15 protein-coding genes and 1 pseudogene are annotated in these 18,845 nt (G+C 57.6%); 12 read left to right on the top strand and 4 right to left on the bottom strand.

Annotated features, from left to right (window positions below):
* The 3 genes from metG to AFIDRAFT_RS11005 are packed head-to-tail and all read left to right on the top strand — an operon-like array spanning position 1 to position 3,163.
* A complete protein-coding gene (metG, locus tag AFIDRAFT_RS11015; RefSeq protein ID WP_009339476.1) occupies positions 1–1,572 on the top strand; it encodes a methionine--tRNA ligase in 1,572 nt (523 codons plus the stop codon).
* Complete coding sequence (locus tag AFIDRAFT_RS11010; protein WP_009339475.1) at positions 1,572–2,366, top strand: TatD family hydrolase; 795 nt, start codon at positions 1,572–1,574, stop codon at positions 2,364–2,366. Before metG ends, AFIDRAFT_RS11010 begins: the two co-directional genes overlap by 1 nt.
* Entirely contained in the window at positions 2,363–3,163 is an 801-nt protein-coding gene (locus tag AFIDRAFT_RS11005; RefSeq protein WP_009339474.1) for an MBL fold metallo-hydrolase, read from the top strand. Before AFIDRAFT_RS11010 ends, AFIDRAFT_RS11005 begins: the two co-directional genes overlap by 4 nt.
* Before the next feature lie 179 nt (positions 3,164–3,342).
* On the opposite strand, the pseudogene AFIDRAFT_RS11000 reads toward AFIDRAFT_RS11005, so the two are convergent.
* The 4 genes and pseudogenes from AFIDRAFT_RS11000 to AFIDRAFT_RS10985 form a co-directional block, all read right to left on the bottom strand.
* Positions 3,343–4,662: pseudogene (locus AFIDRAFT_RS11000) on the bottom strand (UDP-glucose dehydrogenase family protein).
* Positions 4,663–4,716: 54 nt separating this feature from the next.
* A complete protein-coding gene (locus tag AFIDRAFT_RS10995) occupies positions 4,717–5,523 on the bottom strand; it encodes an FkbM family methyltransferase (RefSeq protein WP_009339470.1) in 807 nt (268 codons plus the stop codon).
* 20 nt (positions 5,524–5,543) lie between these two features.
* Complete coding sequence (locus tag AFIDRAFT_RS10990) at positions 5,544–6,977, bottom strand: mannose-1-phosphate guanylyltransferase/mannose-6-phosphate isomerase (protein WP_009339469.1); 1,434 nt, start codon at positions 6,975–6,977, stop codon at positions 5,544–5,546.
* 44 nt (positions 6,978–7,021) lie between these two features.
* Complete coding sequence (locus AFIDRAFT_RS10985) at positions 7,022–7,780, bottom strand: sugar transferase (RefSeq protein WP_009339468.1); 759 nt, start codon at positions 7,778–7,780, stop codon at positions 7,022–7,024.
* A gap of 398 nt (positions 7,781–8,178) precedes the next feature.
* Between AFIDRAFT_RS10985 and AFIDRAFT_RS10980 the strand changes: the two genes are divergently transcribed.
* The 9 genes from AFIDRAFT_RS10980 to AFIDRAFT_RS10940 all read left to right on the top strand — a co-directional run bounded on the left by AFIDRAFT_RS10980 (position 8,179) and on the right by AFIDRAFT_RS10940 (position 18,845).
* Positions 8,179–8,403: a hypothetical protein gene (locus AFIDRAFT_RS10980; RefSeq protein ID WP_040298291.1), complete on the top strand. Its 225-nt coding sequence runs from the start codon at positions 8,179–8,181 to the stop codon at positions 8,401–8,403.
* Positions 8,404–8,461: 58 nt separating this feature from the next.
* Positions 8,462–9,199, top strand: a complete 738-nt coding sequence (locus tag AFIDRAFT_RS19460) for a metallophosphoesterase family protein (protein WP_040298290.1) — start codon at positions 8,462–8,464, stop codon at positions 9,197–9,199.
* A gap of 82 nt (positions 9,200–9,281) precedes the next feature.
* Entirely contained in the window at positions 9,282–9,851 is a 570-nt protein-coding gene (locus AFIDRAFT_RS10970; RefSeq protein ID WP_009339466.1) for a polysaccharide biosynthesis/export family protein, read from the top strand.
* A 257-nt stretch (positions 9,852–10,108) separates the two neighbouring features.
* The gene (locus AFIDRAFT_RS10965; RefSeq protein WP_009339465.1) at positions 10,109–11,521 is read left to right on the top strand and encodes an outer membrane beta-barrel protein; all 1,413 of its coding nucleotides are present in this window, start codon (positions 10,109–10,111) and stop codon (positions 11,519–11,521) included.
* Positions 11,522–11,555: 34 nt separating this feature from the next.
* Positions 11,556–13,823, top strand: coding sequence for a GumC family protein (locus tag AFIDRAFT_RS10960; RefSeq protein ID WP_245258165.1), 2,268 nt, complete (start codon positions 11,556–11,558; stop codon positions 13,821–13,823).
* A gap of 35 nt (positions 13,824–13,858) precedes the next feature.
* A complete protein-coding gene (locus AFIDRAFT_RS10955) occupies positions 13,859–15,226 on the top strand; it encodes a VpsF family polysaccharide biosynthesis protein (protein WP_050789596.1) in 1,368 nt (455 codons plus the stop codon).
* 10 nt (positions 15,227–15,236) lie between these two features.
* Entirely contained in the window at positions 15,237–16,322 is a 1,086-nt protein-coding gene (locus AFIDRAFT_RS10950) for a glycosyltransferase (RefSeq protein ID WP_009339462.1), read from the top strand.
* Positions 16,323–16,350: 28 nt separating this feature from the next.
* Positions 16,351–17,400 carry an acyltransferase family protein gene (locus tag AFIDRAFT_RS10945; RefSeq protein ID WP_009339461.1) on the top strand — a complete coding sequence of 350 codons (1,050 nt, stop codon included), beginning with the start codon at positions 16,351–16,353 and terminating at the stop codon, positions 17,398–17,400.
* A gap of 2 nt (positions 17,401–17,402) precedes the next feature.
* Complete coding sequence (locus AFIDRAFT_RS10940; protein ID WP_009339460.1) at positions 17,403–18,845, top strand: lipopolysaccharide biosynthesis protein; 1,443 nt, start codon at positions 17,403–17,405, stop codon at positions 18,843–18,845.

Genomic DNA, 18,845 nt, shown 5'->3' with positions numbered 1-18,845 from the left:
ATGGCGAATGCAGAGACTTCATCCCGCTCTCGCTTCTACATCACGACCGCGATTGCCTATCCGAATGGCGCTCCGCACATCGGCCATGCCTATGAGGCGATTGCGACCGACGCGCTTGCACGATTCCAGCGGCTCGATGGCAAGGATGTGTTCTTCCTGACCGGCACCGACGAGCACGGGCTGAAGATGATTCAAACCGCGCAGAAGGAGAACATGACACCGCACGAACTCGCCACGCGTAATGCGGGGCGGTTCAAGGAGATGGACCAGCGGCTGAACATTTCCTTTGACCGGTTCATTCGCACGTCCGAGCCCGCGCATCACGCCTCAACACAGGAAATCTGGCGGCGGATGGCGGCGAGCGGCGATATCTATCTCGACAGTTATGCGGGCTGGTACTCGGTGCGCGACGAGGCCTATTACGCCGAAGATGAAACCGTCGTCGGTGAAGACAAGGTGCGTCGCGGTCCGCAGGGCACGCCGGTGGAGTGGGTGGAGGAGAAAAGCTATTTCTTCAAGCTCTCCGCCTATCAGGACAAGCTGCTGAAACTTTACGAGAGCCAACCGGATTTTATCGGGCCAGATTCGCGGCGCAACGAGATTGTCAGCTTCGTCAAAGGTGGCCTCAAGGATCTGTCGATCTCGCGCACGACCTTCGATTGGGGCGTGAAGGTGCCTAACGATCCCGAGCACGTCATGTATGTGTGGGTCGATGCGCTGACCAATTACATCACCGGCATCGGCTTTCCCGACGAGAAGGCCGCCAACTGGAAGTATTGGCCCGCCGACGTGCACATCATCGGCAAGGACATCATCCGCTTCCACGCTGTGTACTGGCCGGCGTTCCTGATGGCGGCGGGCATTCCGGTGCCAAAGCGTGTTTATGCGCACGGCTTCCTGTTCAATCGCGGCGAGAAGATGTCCAAGTCCGTCGGCAACGTGGTCGATCCGTTTGTATTGGCGGATCAATATGGCGTCGACCAGATGCGCTATTTTTTCCTGCGCGAGGTACCGTTCGGGCAGGATGGCAACTACAATCACGAGGCTATCGTCGCGCGCACCAATGCCGATCTCGCCAACGATCTCGGCAATCTTGCGCAGCGCTCATTGTCGATGATCGGCAAGCAGCATGGCGGCATCGTGCCGGAGCCGGGGACTTTCAGCGATAACGACAAAGCGATCCTGGCGCAGGCCGATGCCATGCTGGCGCAGGCCCGTGACGCGATGGCGACGCAGCAGATTCATGTCGCGCTGAATGCGATCTGGGCCGTGGTGGCCGAAGCCAACCGTTATTTTGCAGGCGAAGCGCCATGGGCGCTGGCGAAGACCGATCCCGCGCGACAGAAGACGGTACTTTACGTTACCGCCGAAGTGGTTCGTCAGATCGCTATTCTGGCGCAACCGGCGATGCCGGAAGCGATGACGAAGATGCTCGATATTCTGGCCGTTCCGGCGGAGACACGCGATTTTGCAGCGCTCGCTAACCGGATTGCGCCCGGAACGCAACTTCCTCCGCCCACGCCGGTTTTCCCACGTTACGTTGATCCCACCGATCCTGCGGCCAAAAGCTGATGCTTGTCGACAGCCACTGCCATCTCGACTTTCCGGACTTTGCCGACGATCTCGACGGCATCGTTGCGCGCGCCGAGGCGGCGGGGGTTGGACGCATCATCACGATCTCGACCCGCGTAAGGCGCGTCGCTGGATTACGCGATATCGCCGAGCGTTTCCCGAATGTCTATTTCTCGGTCGGCACGCATCCGCATCAAGCTGATGAGGAAGACGGGATTCCGGCCGAAGAGTTGATCTCGTTGTCGCACCATCCAAAGGCTGTGGCATTCGGCGAAGCAGGCCTCGATTATTTTTACAAAAACTCCTCGCCTGAGGCGCAGGCGCGTGGCTTCCGCGCCCATATCGCGGCAGCGCGTGAAACCGGACTACCGCTCGTGATCCACACTCGCGAGGCGGATGACGATTGTGGGCGTATTCTCGACGAAGAAATGGAGAAGGGGCCCTTTCGCGCCGTTCTGCATTGCTACACCGGTGGCCGTGAGCTTGCGATGAAAGCCGTCGCGCACGGCCTCTATGTGTCGTTCACCGGCATTCTGACCTTCAAAAATTCTCAGAACGTGCGCGATGTCGCGGCCGAGATTCCGCTCGACCGCATCATGGTGGAGACCGACGCGCCCTTCCTTGCCCCCGGCAAATATCGCGGCAAGCGCAACGAGCCGTCCTTCGTCACCGAGACGGCAAAGGCGCTGGCAGAGTTGCGCGGCGTGTCGTTCGAGGAAATCTCCCGCCAGACCACGGAAAATTTCTTCCGGTTTTTCGACAAGGTTCCGCGTCCGGACAGCGCCATCGCATGAGCCTTGTTCTAACCATTCTCGGCTGCGGATCGTCGGCCGGTGTGCCGCGTCCTGCGCTTGGGTGGGGTGCGTGCAATCCCTTGAACCCGAAGAACCGCCGTCGCCGCTGTTCGGCGATGGTCGAGCGCATTGGCGCCAATGGAATCACGCGCGTGGTGATCGATACCTCGCCAGACCTGCGCGAGCAGCTCATTGACGCCAATGTCGATCACATCGATGCGGTGTTCCTGACTCATGAGCATGCCGACCAGACCCATGGCATGGACGATCTGCGCTCCGTGGTGATGCACCAGAAACGGCGGATTCCGACCTACCTTAACCAATCCACCGCCAACGATATCAACCAGCGTTTCTCTTATTGCTTCGAGTCGCCGCCCGGCAGCAGCTATCCGCCGATCCTGGAGCGTCGCTCCATCGAGGCCGGCGAAAGCGAGATGATCGACGGGAAGGGCGGTCCGGTCACCCTGACCGCTTTCTGGGTCGAGCATGGCAGCATCCCGGCTCTCGGCTATCGCATCGGCAATGCCGCCTACACGCCCGACCTGAACGGCATTCCGCCAGAGAGCTTTTCGACGCTCGAAAACCTCGATCTGTGGGTCATCGACGGGCTACGCTACACGCCACATCCGAGCCATTTCTGCGTTGATGAAGCGCTAGCTTGGATCGATCGTTTCAAGCCGCGCCGCGCTATCATCACCAACATGCACGCGGATCTCGATTACGAAGAACTGCGCAGCAAGCTGCCCGCCGGTGTGGTGCCGGGCTATGACGGAATGCGGCTCCAACTGGCGCCGTAGCTTTCGGTTGGTGTGAGCTGTTTGGTCCAATCCTTTGAATTGTCTGCAAATCCGATCATATAAATATATTCCATAATATACCTTATGCGAATTATGGATATGGGGCAGCAGATCGAGCCAAGGCCACCCGTTCCGCTGCCTTGTCGAGGTTCTCCGCCGGCCTTGCTGCCTCTGTGTTCCTAATAGGCCACCGGCTGCGGCCGCCCGACGCCACAGTACAAAAGCCCATTCTTGGTCACTTCGTCCGGCGAATAGATGTTGCGCAGATCGACCACGATTGGCGTCGCCATCGTGGCGGACAGCGCTTTCAGATCGAGCGCCCGGAACTGCTCCCATTCCGTCACGATGACGAGCGCATGTGATGCCTTCGCGCACTAATATGGGCTGTCACAGAACGTGACGTTCTCGAACACCTTCCGGGCCTGATCCATGCCGACCGGATCGTAGACGCGAATCTCGGCGCCCATGTCCTGCAAGGCCGTGATCAAGGGAATCGACGGCGCGTCGCGCATGTCGTCGGTGTTCGGCTTGAACGTAACGCCAAGCACGGCGACGGCCTTGCCGCGCAGATTACCGCCGAACGCATTGGCGACCTTGCGGGCCATTGCGCGCTTGCGCTGATCGTTAACGGCCACGACCGTCTCGATGATGCGGACCGGCGCTTCGTTGTCCTGCGCGGTCTTGATCAGCGCCATGGTGTCCTTCGGAAAGCACGACCCACCGAAACCCGGACCGGCGTGCAGGAATTTCATGCCGATGCGGTTGTCGAGCCCTATTCCGCGCGCGACGTCTTGAACATTGGCTCCAACTTTCTCTGCCAGGTCAGCGATTTCATTAATGAAAGTGACCTTGGTGGCGAGGAAGAAATTGGCCGCATATTTGGTCAGTTCGGCGGTGCGCCGGTCGGTATAAAGGATCGGCGAGGCATTGAGGTGAAGCGGGCGATAGACCTCGCCCATGGTCTTCCGGGCGCGCTCATCGCTGGTACCGATGACGATGCGGTCCGGGTGCTTGAAATCGCGGATGGCAGCCCCTTCCCGCAGGAATTCCGGGTTGGAGACCACGGCGAATTCCGCGTCGGGTCGTGCCTCGCGGATGATCGTCTCGACCTCGTCGCCGGTCCCAACCGGCACCGTCGATTTCGTCACGATCACGGTGAACTTGGTGAGCGCCGCCGCGATGTCCTTGGCTGCCGCATAGACGTAGCTCAGGTCCGCATGGCCGTCACCGCGGCGCGACGGCGTGCCGACGGCGATGAAGATGACATCCGCATCCTTCGCGGCCAGCGCAATATCGCTGACGAACCTCAGACGGCCCTGCTTCCTGTTTTGCTCGACAAGCTCATCGAGGCCCGGCTCAAAAATAGGAATTTCACCGTTATTGAGTGCATCGACCTTGGCCGTATCGGTATCAACGCATACAACCTGATGGCCGAAGTCGGAAAAACACGCGCCGGATACCAAGCCGACATAGCCGGCTCCGATCATTGCTATACGCATTGGGAATTGCCCCGATGTGGTTGCCGCCGCATGAGCGGCGGCTCTAGTGCTGGGTTAACGGATGGCGTTTTGCAGGACGGCCTGGCCGTTCATGCAGGAGGGAAAGAAGAAGAAGTTATTGATGTAGGAGCGCCCTGCCTTGCGGCCTCCATCGGACTGCAGCGCCGAAGGGTTCTGAAGCAGGACGGGATCGAATTCTTCGACGGGATGCACGCGATCATCTTCGAGATAGAAGCCGTGATACGCGCGCTCCTTGAAGAACGCGAAGACGGAACTGGTGGCTCGATCGCGATGCCGGTCTTCCGCTTCGACAAGGAAGATTGGCTGGCAGCGGTCGATCAGCCCCGATGCGCCATAAAGTACATGCAACTCATGGCCTTCGACATCGACCTTCACGAACGCTATATCGTCCTCGACCACGGAATCGAGGCGCGCGGTTCTGACAGGCATCGAATGAAACGAGGCCTTCTGCGAGTCCGTATCGTCATGCCGCTCGAGCGAGGCAAGGCCGTAGACCGGCCCATCATTTCCATTGGGAATGAAGAGCGCCGTATGCCCTGCCCGGTCCGAGCATGCCATTTCGTGCACGACCGTATTTGGCGCCGAAGTCCGCCGCAGCAGCGAAGCCATTTCATGAGAAGGCTCGAAGGCATGGACTCGGTTGGAGAGCTTGGTGAGTTCGCGCGTATAAAGCCCGCAATTTGCGCCGACATCGACTGTGATCGAGCCGGGAGCAATCATCTTTTGCAAATAAAGAAGCTCGCGTTCGGCCGATTTCGGCCGCCGCGAGAAATGCCAGCGCAGCCACAGTTCAGGGAATGTTTCCTTGACGGCCCGCTTGGTTGCTTGAGTGAGCTGCATATTCAATTCTCTTCGCTGCCTCAGACACGGGCGTAGATGTCCTGAACACGCACGATGTCGTCTTCGCCGAGATAGGCACCGGACTGCACCTCGATGAGGTTAAGGGGGACCTTTCCCGGATTTTCGAGCCGGTGCATGCAACCGAGCGGAACGAAGATCGATTCGTTTTCCCGCAACAGAATTTCCTCGTCGTCGCGGGTTACGATTGCCGTGCCATTGACGACGACCCAGTGCTCGGCGCGATGATAGTGTTTCTGCAACGAGAGTTTGGCGCCCGGATTGACGGTGATGCGTTTTACCTGAAAACGCTCGCCAGCGTGGATCGATTGATAATAACCCCATGGGCGATGGACGTTCGGCGTCTGTGTTGCGGATTGATGCCCGTTCGCCTTGAGGCGCTGGACGAGCTTGCCGACATCCTGATCGCGGCCGCGCGTGGTGACCAGCACGACATCCGGCGTTGCGGTGACAACGAGGTTCTCAACGCCGAGCGCGGCCACGAGCGGCCCCTCCCCGCGCAGATAACATCCCGTGGAATCCTCCGCGACGACATCGCCGATCTCGACATTCTCGGCAGGATTTTTGGCGGTGACGCTCCAGAGCGCCGACCAGCTTCCGATGTCGTTCCACTCGAAATCCGCGGCGACGACGGCACCGTGTTTCGTGTGTTCCATCACCGCATAATCGATCGAGATCGATGGCGCGCGGGCAAATGACGTCTCGTCGAGGCGAAGAAAATCGAGATCCGTTGTTGCATCGGCGATGGCGCTGCGGGCGGCATCCAGAACCTCCGGCGCATACGCCTGTAATTCTTCAATCAATTGCCGTGCTGGCAGGAGGAAGATGCCGCTGTTCCACAGATATCTGCCATCCGACAGATAGGCCTCGGCCGTCGCCGTGTCAGGCTTTTCGACAAATCCCGAGACTGCATGGATGTGGGAGTCCTTTGAGAACTCCTCGCCTGCGCGGATGTATCCGAACCCGGTCGCCGGATGGGTCGGGCGCATGCCGAACAGCACCAATTTGCCGGATTGAGCGGCTTGCAATCCCTGCTCGATCGCTTGGAGGAATGCTGCGCGATTGCCAATCCAGTGATCGACCGGCGTCGCCAGGATGATGGCGTCAGGGCTGCGTTCCATCGCGATCAACGCCGCGACAGCCACGGCTGGAGCGGTATTCCGTCCCAGCGGCTCAAGAATGATTTTGGCATCATCGATGCCCGCTTCGCGCAACTGCTCGCCAATGACAAAGCGATGTTCGGCATTGGCTACCACCATCGGGCTTGCGAACATGGTTTTATCGGCAGTTCGCATCGCCGTCTGTTGAAGCAGCGTCTTCTCGCCGAGAAGGGACAGAAGCTGCTTGGGATAGGCCTCCCGGGAAAGTGGCCACAACCGTGAGCCGGTGCCCCCGGACAGAAGTACAGGCACGATAAGTTTGTCTGTTGGCGTCATCATCCGCCCCCTCTTTGCTGCAACCGAGAATGTGAAAGGTTCGATCAGTAGCCGCTGCCGGAGATGAACTCGCGGCGCACCGTGCGCAGGATGATGGCGACATCCATGCGTAAGGACCATTTTTCGATGTATTCGAGGTCGTAATCGATCCGCGAAATCGCGTTGCTGGCTTCCGCCGTGCTGCCGCGGCAGCCGCTCACTTGCGCCAAGCCGGTGATGCCGGGACGCGCGATATGTCGCTGGAAGTAATAAGGCACCAGATCCTCATAGAGGACGTCGGCAGCCAGCATGCCCGGTACATGCGGGCGCGGACCGACAAGCGACATATCGCCTCGGATGACATTAAGGAGTTGCGGGATTTCATCGAGGCTGGTCTTTCGCAGGATTCGCCCTACCCGCGTGATACGCGGATCGCCCTGCACGGTTTGCCTCACGCCTGTACGGTCACCCAAATCCGTACGCATCGAGCGAAATTTGTAAATCCTGAAGCGCCGGTTCCGGTATCCGTAGCGATATTGATGAAACAGGATTGGCCCCGGCGAGCTCACCTTGATGGCGATCGAAATGACGATCAGCATCGGCGCGAAGAACAACAGCGTCAGGCTTGCCACTGTGATGTCGAAGGCGCGCTTGGACAGCGCTGCGGCAGGTTCTCGCCGGGACAGCCTTCTTGAGTGTTTTGCTCTGTAAGTGCCGTGGCCGACATATTCGACGGGGCGCGCGGAGATGTAACGCCTGTTCTTCCATAAGGAGGCGACGTTGCTGTCCTGATCGTCGAAACGGGCCGTAGCGGTCGAAACCATCGCTCAGGATCTCCGTGATTCTCTGTGAGATGCTCGCAACTGCGAAGTGAAGGCGGCGCGAGCAATTCGAAACATCAACTTGGATTAAAAGTTTTCGTAACTTCTTGAGTAAATTACGGCGAGCGATGTAATTGATCGTGACATCGTTGCGTCGCGACATGGGCGATATCGTGCACTGCGAAAATTTTGGTTTGAGGAGAGCGCGTTACGCGAAACACAGAATCGTTCCGTTGCGAAATTGCAGCACCGGTCATGCGCTCAGCGTGATGCTGGAAGCATTTTAAGGGAGTGGCGCCTCATGCAGCATCTTATGTTCGAACCGAAAGGCTCGACGTCGATAATTCTCGTTCACTGAAAGCTAATGAGCGCTGTTTATTATAGAATGTGAGTGTCAAGCCTTGAAAGCGGCGGCGAAAGCGATGACAGGACTTCCAAGAGAGAAAGAAGCGGACGAGTCGCTTTCGTTTCCATCGACAGTACGAGAGCCTGTGATGCTTTCTCATGAGATGGATGGGCCGCCTTTGAGTGAAGGGCGCGACCGAAAATTACGAAATCAACTGATCCTGGCGAACATCGTGGCCTGGATTGTGATTGCTTTTGCGGTTCGCTATTTCTTTTTCTAGCTGCCGTTTATCGTCGGCAGACGATCTGCCCATTCCTTGTGCGCATTGGAACTCGTCAGTGATTCGTCAGCACGAACTGGTCGAGCCAAGGTTTTCGAATCCCGCTCTTCCGCCTGACACACGGATTTATGCCGTTGGCGATATTCACGGCCGCGCAGACCTCCTGAATGACGTTATTGGGCGGATCGAGGAAGATATTGCCCGCCGTCCTATCGCTCATGTGTTTGAGGTTTATGTTGGCGATTATATCGATCGCGGACCTCAATCGAAGGACGTGATCGAAGCGCTTGCATGGCGAGTTGTTCAAAGGCGTGCAATGTGCCTGCGCGGTAATCATGAGGCGCTACTGGAAACATTTCTCGCGGATCCCGCCGGGCTTCATGCATGGCTGCATGTTGGGGGCTGGCAGACACTGGAATCCTACGGGTTGTCGCAAACAGACATGAGTGCCTCAGAGTTCCAAATCCGCCGCCGTCTCCTTGGCCTTTTCCCAAAAGCTCATCGCCTCTTCCTCGATTGTCTCCACAGCAGTTTTTCTTGCGGAGATTTCCTGTTTGTTCATGCGGGACTTCGTCCCGGCGTTCCGCTAGCGCAGCAATCCCTGCATGACCTTCTCTGGATTCGTGATGAATTCCTGAGCTTCAAACAAAGCCATGGGCCGCTTGTCGTGCATGGGCATACACCGGTTCGTCATCCCGAGTTGTTGCCGAACAGAATAAATATCGATACCGGCGCGTGGATGTCCGGTATTCTTACCTGCATTGCCATCGAGGGATCGAAGATCGTGGTGTTGTAGCGGGGAACCGTGCTTCACATGGTTTTGCCAAAATTTGCCCGGTAACTGTCGCCGTTCATTTCCCAATGCTCGGAGACAAATGATGAAGTTCCGCATCTCTTTGCCGCGAATGACGTTGTTCGTTTTCGCGGCATTTGTTCTTTCTCTTTTTGCGTTGAATGCCGTGCAAGCGGAAAAATCCTTCTCGCCTTCCGGCCCTTACCTTCTGGGTCCCAACGATAAAGTCCGCGTCAAGGTGTATGGCGAGCCGGACATCACCGGCGAATACGAAGTTGATAGCAACGGCAGCGTGTCAATTCCGTTGGCAGGGCGTGTTCAAGCTGTCGGAAAAACCACCAAACAACTTGAAGGCGCTATACGTGCCGCTCTTGCGAAAGGCATCGTGCGCGACCCTCGTGTCAATGTCGATGTCGCGACCTATCGTCCCTACTACATATTGGGCGAAGTGAAGAACAGCGGCGAGTATCCCTACAAGGTAGGCCTCACCATCATGGACGCTGTTGCCGCTGCAGGTGGTTTCACCTATCGCGCCAACGAACACAAAGTATATTTGCGCCGCGCAGGCGTCGGCAGAGAGGAAGAATATACGCTTAACGCGCCTGTTCTTGTTTATCCCGGCGATAATATTCGTATCCCGGAGCGATATTTCTAATGCGCGTGCGCGCATCTTACATTGTCACGCGAGTTTCCTCGTGTGGCCATACTCTCGTCCTTTTGCCGTAATCTTCTTCCGCACCGCGAAAACTTTCTCTGGCGTGGTGCGTTAAGAACGAGATTTGTCAGCGAGGAATCATCTCATGGCAAATGAGACGTCTGACACAAGCGCTTCACCAGTTACTGCATGATGGCGTAACGCCGTCCATAAACGTGGACGGCGATCTGTAGCGTGTTCCCCGCAAGGGCTGAGTAATGAAATGTATTCGAGCAGGTTCGGTTTCCAATGCTCCTGTTATCCGCGCATTGTTGGCGATCTCGGAAGATTGCACTGTCTGCTTCGTTGCGACGACAGCAACATTCTTCCTGCTGTTCGTCTCGCATGCTCATGCTCAGGCCGTCCCGCTCAACTTTGACACGGTGGCGCCACCTTGGAACGCCCTTCAGGTGTTCGAGGCGTCGCCGCTTCCGGATTTTCGCGATCCGAACAGCACCGATCCGATTCCGCCGGAGGATATGCCGGTGAAAAAGAGACAGCAGCCCGGCTACGAGCCTGTCGGCATTCGTTATGGTTCATGGATGATCAATCCCGCGCTCACCAGCGGCGGGTTCTTCGACAGCAATGTCTTTTCCTCGAACACGACAAAGAATTCGGATTTTGCGGCCGTCGTTGAGCCGACGCTACGAGCACACACGCTGTGGGAACGGCATGGCATCGATCTGAAGCTCGATGCGCAATCGATGATCTACGGCCAGTTCTCGAGCCTGAATCAGAACAACATCAGCCTGAAAGGGAGTGGCTGGTATGACGTTGCCCGCGACCTCAAGGTGCTGGGAAGCTTTCAGGTTGCCCATCTGAATGAGGGTGTCGGAACGCTCAGTTCGCCGGTCAATGCAGTCGCGCCGACGCCGTATAATTTGTATTCGAGCGATGTCGCCGTTCGCAAGGAATTCAATCGGCTGGCAGCTTCCGTCGGTATGGGTGTCAAATCCTACGACTATCAGTCGACGCGCGCACAGGACGGCAGCACCATCAATCAGGATGGGCGCGACGGCCAGATCTATACCGTTCACGGCCGGCTCGATTATGCCTTCTCTCCATTTCTTGGCTGGTTTGCGGCGCTTGAGGGCAACGAGCGACAGATTCGCGGCACGCCGGGTCATAGGCTAGATTCCGACGGTTACCGTGCTCTCTCCGGCATAACGCTCGGACGCGCGAATTTGCTGAGCGGCGAAATCGGCGGCGGCTATGTCAGCCAGCGCTTTGACGATCCCACCATCGGCACGATCTCGGGTCCATCATATCATGCAAGCCTATTGTGGCGTCCGACCCGCTTGCTCGACATTCACGCCAAGGCTGAGCAGCTTGTGACGGAAACATCCGACACCAGTTCCAGCGGTGTGCTCGCCAACGCGTTCCAGGTAGGGGCAGATTACGAGTTGCTGCGCAACGTCGTGATTTCGCTGACCGGCGGATACGAGAACGATAAGTTCTTCGGGCAGACAAGAAAAGACACGGTCACGTCGACCGACGCGCGCATCAAATACATGCTTAATCGCTTCGCCTCGGTCTCGGTCTATCACCGCTACACCGACCGTAAGAGCGACATTCCAGCATTCAGCTACGAAAAACATCTGGTGGGGATCAATGTTACAGCGCAATTCTGATGAACTCGCCGCTCCCCGGGTGGAACAAATCGGCATGGGTGTCGAAGACGCGGCGGGTCCGGCCGTTGATCTTCGTGAGATCGGGCGCATTCTTCGCCGGCGCGGGGGAGTCATCGCCTATGTGGCGGCCTCGTTTGTCGGTATCGCCCTGCTCTACGTATTGCTGGCCACCACGCGTTATACCGCAACATCGACGGTCGTTGTCGATCCGCGGCATGCGAATGTTACTGATACAACGCAGCCTGTTCTTTCGAATTACGGAACCGATGATGCGACCATCGAGAGTCAGGCCCTGCTTATCCAGTCGGTTGCCACGCTTCAGCGCGTGGTCGACAAACTTAAACTGACTGAAGATGAAGAATTCTCTCCCGAGCCCGGGTTTCTTGATCCGATCAAGCGCGTTATTGGCAGCCTGTTCAGCAGCGAAAGCCATGAGGCGGCGCCGGACAATGCCGCGCAGACCCGTTCCGTTGATTTGCTGCAAAAGCGGCTCAAGGTCGTCCGTCAGGGAACGACCTTTCTGGTAGATATCAATGTCAGCTCGAAGTCGCCCCGCAAGGCCGCACTGATCGCGAATGCGATTGCGGATGCCTATCTGGAAGAGCAGGTTCGCGCGAAGTTCGACGTGACGCGCACCGCTGCAAAATGGCTGAACGGGCAACTGGATTCATTGAAAGCCCGCGTTGTGGCTTCCGAAAAAGCGGTCGAGGATTTCCGCGCGGCCAATAACCTTGCCGTCTCCCAGGGCGTTACCCTTAATGACCAGCAGATCACCGATCTGAACAACAAGCTGATCTCGGCACGCTCCGAAACGGCCGAGGCGCGCGCCAAGTTCGAGCAGGTGCAGCAACTCTCCAAATCCGGCAACGATCCCGGCGGCATCAATGCGGCTATTTCTTCCGACATCATCACCAAGCTGCGGACACAATATGCGGACATAGCCAAGAATGAGGCGGACCTGACCAGCAAATATGGCCCCCGTCATCCGCTGGTGGCCAGCGTGCACGCGCAGCTCAAGGATACGCAGCGGTTGATCGATCAGGAGATCAAGCGGATCCTGCAAAGCACGGCACACGATTACGACGTGGCGAAATCGCGCGAGAAATCGCTGCAGGACAGTCTGGACCAGTTGCAGAACGTTTCGAGCGAATCCGGGCAAGCTCAGGTCCGCCTCCATGAATTGCAGCGTGAGGCTGAAGCCAATCGCACGCTTTATGAATCCTACCTGGCGCGTGCCAAGGAGACGTCTTCGCAGGAAAGCCTGGAGATGCCGGATTCGCGCATCGTCACGAAGGCCTCCATTCCTCTCAAGCCCTCCTCCCCCAAGACGCTGCTGATCCTGGGGCTTGCCATCGTTCTCGGTGGCGGAGGCGGGGTGGTTCTGGCATTGCTGCTCGATTATCTCGACAGCCGCATCAAGACGCTGGAACAGGCCGAAGCGATTTCCGGCGTGCCGGCGCTTGCCGCCATTCCCCGGATCGGCGCGCGTGAACTTGCCAGCCGTGCGAAGCGCGGGCGTTTCGATCTCAAGGGCTATGATCCCGCCATCATGCGGCTGCTGCCGCCATCCCTGCAGCCGCCCTTGATGCGCTATGCCATCGAGGAGCCCGGCACCTTTTTTGCCGAAGCAGTCCGTGCGGCGCGGCTGTCCATTCAGCGCGTGCTGCGGACACAATCCGCGAAAGTCGTGCTCGTGACATCCGCGCTCGATAGCGAGGGAAAAACGACGTTCGCCTCCAACCTGGCGCTGTCGTTCGCCTCGCTTGGTGTCAAAACGCTTCTGATCGATGGTGACTTGCGCAATCCGGGGCTGACGCGCGCGGTTAGCCCACGCGCAAGTGCCGGCCTGATGCAAGTCGCGACCGGAGAGATTCCGCTTGAGCGGGCGATTCTGTTCGACCGCAGTTCAGGCCTGTCGATTTTGCCGGCCACTGTTTGCGACAATGACAACACCATTACCGAGTTGATGTTTTCCGAAGAGATCGCAACCGTTCTCGATCGGTTGCGTGTTCACTACGAACTCATCATCATCGATTCGCCACCGCTGATCCCGCTCGTGGATGGACGCGCGCTTGCGGAGTTGGCTGATCGTATCGTGCTCGCACTGGCGTGGGACCAGACGCCGAAGGAAGTCCTGCTTCATATGATGGAACTGCTCGAGCCGGTATCGGACCGGATCCTCGGCACGGTTCTCACGCAGGTCGATCTCAGCCGCCTGCGCTTTTACGACTACTATCGCAGTTCGGCTTATTTGAAGCCCTATGTAGCTTCTGTGGCCGCGGCAGGTGGGGCCGCGCATTGAAGCCGCGTCCCACAGTATTTGCGCAATGTGGCCAAGTGAGTGCAATCGCCCTTCCTCGCTCTGCGCATCCCGGATTAAGCAGGCCGGGCGTCGATCAGTCGTCCACGGTCCACGCGTTGATCGAGGTCGCGATCGTTGGACTGATGCTGCTGGCTGTGGTGGCGCTGCTTTGTCTTTCGTCATCCATGCTGACCAACCTGAAGGTGCACTATGTCACCAGCGGCGGCATTTTTCTGGAGAAGGTCCATGTCGCGAGCTATTGTGTTTTTGCGGCTTTCTTTCTCTGTCTGATCCGCCACGGCAATCCGATCAGTGACCTGTTGTCGAGCCTTGCGAAGGCCCGTCTGACGATCGTTCTGTTTCTATGCTGGATTGCGCTGTTCTTTCAGATCGTCATTCTGAAGCGGCCCTTTACGACAATTATCGATTCCTTCCTGTTGCCGCCGATGATCTGTCTCGTCGTCTGGCAACTGACGAGTTCACAGCGGCGCGTGCTAGCCTGGGTGTTTCATGCCGGCATTCTGCTCAATGTCGCGCTCGGATATTATGAATATTTTTCCGGTCATCGGCTGTTTCCGCTGACGGTCGGCAATATCCCGGTGCTCGGTGAATGGCGTTCATCCGCCCTGCTCGGTCATCCTCTGACTGCGTCCGGCTTGATCGCTGCTTACGTCATGGTGCTGGTGGTGCGGCCTGCGATCCTTCCTGCGATTCTTAGATTGCCGATCATGGCGTTCTGTTTCGTGTCGTTGATGGTATTCGGCGGCAGGACGGCCTTGATGACGACGCTCGTCGTAATGGCATGCCTTGTCGGCTGGAAAGGCCTTCGCTTCGGCTTTGGGGAGCAGATGTCACTGCTCGGTATCATCGCGGCCATGTGCCTTGTCTCATTGCTCGCGGGCGCCGCGTTTGTGGCCTTTGATTCCGGAATCTTCGACAAGATGTTGCTGCGGTTTTCGTCGGACAAGGGTAGTGCTCTCGCAAGATTCGCGACGCTGCATCTGCTTTCTTACCTCGACTGGATGGAACTCCTTCTCGGCGCCAGTCCGGATCGGATCACCGCTCTTCAATCCCAGCTCGGGTTGAACTATGGCATCGAAAATTTCTGGATATCGTGCATTACCCAGTTCGGGCTCGTTCACACCGTTCTGATGACGGTCGGTCTTTTGTGCTTCTTTATCGATCTGACACGCAGATCGGATCGCGGCGTATGGCCGATCTATTTGTTGATGCTGATGATCGCAGCAAGCTCCGTCAGCTTTTCATCCAAGAACATTCAATTGGCTCAATTCGTCGCTCTGATCGCACTGCTTCTGCCGAAGGAGTGGCGACTAATCGATAACCGTCAGTTCCAAAGAAAGAGAGCGTCGCCACGCTTTGCGCTGGCGCATAGAATGCAATGAGGTCTGCCCAATGACCATCTACGTCGATCATACTCATCTTGGGAGGCATGTGACCGGTCTTGAGCGAATCACGCTTGAGCTGTTTTCGAAAGAAGCTCTTGCGCCGCTACCCATCGTTCCTGTGACGGCGCAGGGAACGAGACAGATGATTATACGGCAGACGCTGGAGATTCCGATGAAGCTCGCAGCGTCGGATTCGATTGTGCTGTGCCCCGGGTTCCCACCAAGCCCCTTTCTGAGGCCATTTGCATCGCGCGTTCTGCCCTATTTTCACGACGATTTTCTTATTTCTCGCCGCGCCGACCTCAATCGCCGCGCGCGGCTCTATATGGCCGCGCCATTCAAATTGGCACTGCAGAGCTATCCACGATTCTTGACCAACTCAGCGACGACGCGTGAACGACTAAGGCAATACAGCCGCAGGGACGCCGAGATCACGCTCTACCGCCCGTCCGTACGAAACGTGTTTAATGTTTCCGATGATCTGCGTGCAGAGCGCGCCGTGGATGCTTCGTCCATCCGGCTCATTGCGCTCGGCACTGTCGAGCCGCGGAAAAATCTTATTGCCGCTGGGCGGATTCTAATCGCGCTTCGTGCTCAGGGACTTACCGGAGCCACGCTGGATATCATCGGCCGGCGCGGTTGGGGGGCAGATTGGAGTCAACTCGAGCAAATACCGGGCGTCACATTGCACGGGTATCAGTCTGTCTCCGGTGTAGCGGATTTTCTCGAGAAGGCGGATATCTTTATCTGCACGTCTCACGATGAAGGGCTGGGGCTTCCCTTGCTCGAGGCTCAATATAGCGGGCTGCCGATTGTGGCGCCGGATGCTGATGTGTTTCGGGAAGTTCTGGGGCAATCAGGAATCTTCATCGATCCGACTGATCCGAACGCCGCCGCAGCGAGTATTGCACGCCTTGTTGCGACGAGGGACTGGAGGCGAATTCATGCGCGGCAGGCGCGAGACAATCTGGCGCGGTGGAAAAATCTGGCAGCATCGGATCGCGACGCTGTCCTTGACCTGATTGCACGGATGGCACGCAAGCGCTCGCGTGATGCAACGACGCTCAGAAATAGCTCCGTTGCCACGCGCTGATCGTTTGGAACTCCCCCGAAAGGTGAAAATGGTGCCGGCAGCAAGCAATCCCGCAGCATGGGCTGACGCCGTGACAGTGCCCGCTTCCAAAGCACGCGACGTCACGATCGACAGCATGCGCGGCATTGCGATCCTGATGGTGATAGGCATTCATTCCCTGCCCCAACCGGTCGTCTCTGGCTGGACGATCATGCTGGATGCCGCGTTGCGGCCATGCGTTCCGATCTTTCTCTTTGCATCAGGCATGATGTCTACAGGCAAGACACATATTCCGCTGGGCCGCCGTGTGATGACGGCGATGATTCCCTACACGATCGCGTTCGTGGCCGCCTGTGTCTACATGGCGCTGCATAATCCAAACATGGATCATCGATTACATGTGACGCTTGCCAGGTTCGGATTGGCTTATGTATTCGTGTATTACTACGTGTTCGTGTACGTCGGCTGCACCGTTGCTCTCTGGTTTGTTCTCAAGCTCGCCAAGCTATTGGGAGACGGCCGCGACAATCTTGCGATGTTGCTGATCGCAGCTATCGGATTTGGCCTTTTGACGGGCGCCTATCTCGATCCGTTACTTGCAAAAGTAGGTTTCTCGCCTTCCCTCATCGAAGAGGTGCGGATGCGGGACATCCCGTTCTGGTTTGCATTTCTTGCTTTGGGGCTGCTGGCCGGAACATTTCGGCTCGACGAAACTTTGCGGGAGCGGAAGGCGCTGTTGCTGGCCGCTGCCGCGATTGCCTATGTGATCTATGCTGGCGCCCGGCTGTGGAAGATCGGCGACGATGCCGACTATGACTCACTGGCATTTTTCGGATACGCATCCCTTGCCGCCTTGATGCTTCTCACTTGGCGTCCAGCATCGGTTGCGCTCGCAATGCTCGGTTCCGGCAGTTACTTCATCTATCTCTGGCACATTTTTATTGTCATGTTCCTGCGTGATCATGGCGCCTTCGATCGATTCACGCCGCTTGCTGGATTTGTCTTCACGTTTGCAGCGACAGCGATCCTGATCGCTTTTTTGCTCGTCTGCGTCAGGCGTCTTGCTCCTGGCACGATGCGACGCTGGGTCGGAGCCTGACCATGCTGTTGCGACACACCCTGCTTTATCTCCCAGCCCAGGTGATCGGCCCGCTGTTCCAGCTTCTGGCAATGATCGTCTGGACGCATGTCGTTAGCGATCACACGCTCGGAATTATCACACTGGTGACGGCGACGCATGAGTTGCTGCAGATCGGTTTCTTGTCCTGGTGGTCCCAATATGCGCTTCGATTCTTCGGGCGTTATGAAAGTGCGGGTGAAGAGCAGCGATTCTATGCGACGGAAAGTTTCGTCATCCTTGTCTCGATGGTTCTGCAGAGCCTTGCGATGGTCGGCGTGGTGCTGGTCGTCATCGCGCCCGATGCGAGTCCATTCCTCCTCGCCGCCAGCGTCGGTTACGTGATCTCGCGAACGCTGAACCTCTATATTGGGGAGCGCGCACGGGCTCGTCACCAGATCGGAATCTACTCCATCCAGCAAATTGTCGGCCCCTCAGCCGGATTGCTGCTCGGCCTTTTTCTGATCCATCTGTTCGGCCCGATGCCGGAATGGCCGCTGACCGGATATTTCGTGATGCAGCTTCTTGCCGCAATCGCCGTGCTACCGTTCATCGGATACAGCACTCGCTTGTGGCCGATCGATCGCGAGATTTTCCGCCACGCTCTTCATTATGGCGTGCCGATCATTATTGGCGGCGGATTGGGTTGGGTTGGTCTCAACGCATCGCGTTTCATCCTCAATGACATGCTGGGTGTTGCCGCGGCTGGTTTGTTCGCCGTCGGCTACGGGCTCGGCCAGCGCGCCGCCGCGGTTGCCGCCATGCTGGTCACGGCAGCGGCTTTTCCGCTTGCGGTGAAGCATATGGAACAAGGCGGCAGCAAAGCCGCCATGGACCAACTCGTGGACAACAGCGCGCTTCTGTTCGCGATCCTGGTTCCGAGCATTGCCGGGATATACTCGCTTCGCGTAGAGATCGTGCACCTGCTGATCGCGGCTCCGTTTCAGACGGCGACGCTGGCGATTTTACCGCTATCCGCGCTGGCAGGCTCTATCCGCAACCTCCGTGCCCATTTTGGCGATCAGGTGTTTCTGCTGCACAACCGGACGCGGTTGATGGTGGTGGTATCGTCGATCGATGCGGCCGTTACCGTGACTCTGAGCGTGATTTTTATCCACCGCTGGGGTCTGGTCGGCGCCGCAGCGGCAACGGTGGGGTCAGCCTGCGCCGCCGCCGCGGTCAGTTTTGTTATTGGCTTTACGAAATTCGGCCTGACGCTGCCGGTGTCACACCTTCTGCGATCCGGGATTGCGACCGTCCTGATGATGGTCGTGCTGCATCGCCTCCCGGAGGCGACAAATTTCGCAGGCCTTGCCTTCCACATCGCGATTGGTGCCGGCATCTATGCTGCGGCGCTTGCCGTTTTCTATGCGCGAAGTCTGTTTCAGTTGTGGATCGTCCGTGCGCATCAACCCTTGCGGAGTTAG

This window comes from Afipia sp. 1NLS2 (assembly GCF_000178995.1).
In the GTDB taxonomy this organism is placed as follows: Bacteria; Pseudomonadota; Alphaproteobacteria; order Rhizobiales; family Xanthobacteraceae; genus Afipia.
The sequence above is the reverse complement of the archived record's forward strand: the minus strand, read 5'-3'. Positions and strand labels throughout refer to the sequence as shown.

What these genes read in the sequence shown, in the direction of transcription:
- metG (WP_009339476.1), top strand. Translation starts at nt 1, where the DNA reads ATGGCGAATGCAGAGACTTCATCCCGCTCTCGCTTCTACATCACGACC.
- AFIDRAFT_RS11010 (WP_009339475.1), top strand. Translation starts at nt 1,572, where the DNA reads ATGCTTGTCGACAGCCACTGCCATCTCGACTTTCCGGACTTTGCCGAC.
- AFIDRAFT_RS11005 (WP_009339474.1), top strand. Translation starts at nt 2,363, where the DNA reads ATGAGCCTTGTTCTAACCATTCTCGGCTGCGGATCGTCGGCCGGTGTG.
- AFIDRAFT_RS10995 (WP_009339470.1), bottom strand. Translation starts at nt 5,523, where the DNA reads ATGCAGCTCACTCAAGCAACCAAGCGGGCCGTCAAGGAAACATTCCCT.
- AFIDRAFT_RS10990 (WP_009339469.1), bottom strand. Translation starts at nt 6,977, where the DNA reads ATGACGCCAACAGACAAACTTATCGTGCCTGTACTTCTGTCCGGGGGC.
- AFIDRAFT_RS10985 (WP_009339468.1), bottom strand. Translation starts at nt 7,780, where the DNA reads ATGGTTTCGACCGCTACGGCCCGTTTCGACGATCAGGACAGCAACGTC.
- AFIDRAFT_RS10970 (WP_009339466.1), top strand. Translation starts at nt 9,282, where the DNA reads ATGAAGTTCCGCATCTCTTTGCCGCGAATGACGTTGTTCGTTTTCGCG.
- AFIDRAFT_RS10965 (WP_009339465.1), top strand. Translation starts at nt 10,109, where the DNA reads ATGAAATGTATTCGAGCAGGTTCGGTTTCCAATGCTCCTGTTATCCGC.
- AFIDRAFT_RS10960 (WP_245258165.1), top strand. Translation starts at nt 11,556, where the DNA reads ATGGGTGTCGAAGACGCGGCGGGTCCGGCCGTTGATCTTCGTGAGATC.
- AFIDRAFT_RS10950 (WP_009339462.1), top strand. Translation starts at nt 15,237, where the DNA reads ATGACCATCTACGTCGATCATACTCATCTTGGGAGGCATGTGACCGGT.
- AFIDRAFT_RS10945 (WP_009339461.1), top strand. Translation starts at nt 16,351, where the DNA reads ATGGTGCCGGCAGCAAGCAATCCCGCAGCATGGGCTGACGCCGTGACA.
- AFIDRAFT_RS10940 (WP_009339460.1), top strand. Translation starts at nt 17,403, where the DNA reads ATGCTGTTGCGACACACCCTGCTTTATCTCCCAGCCCAGGTGATCGGC.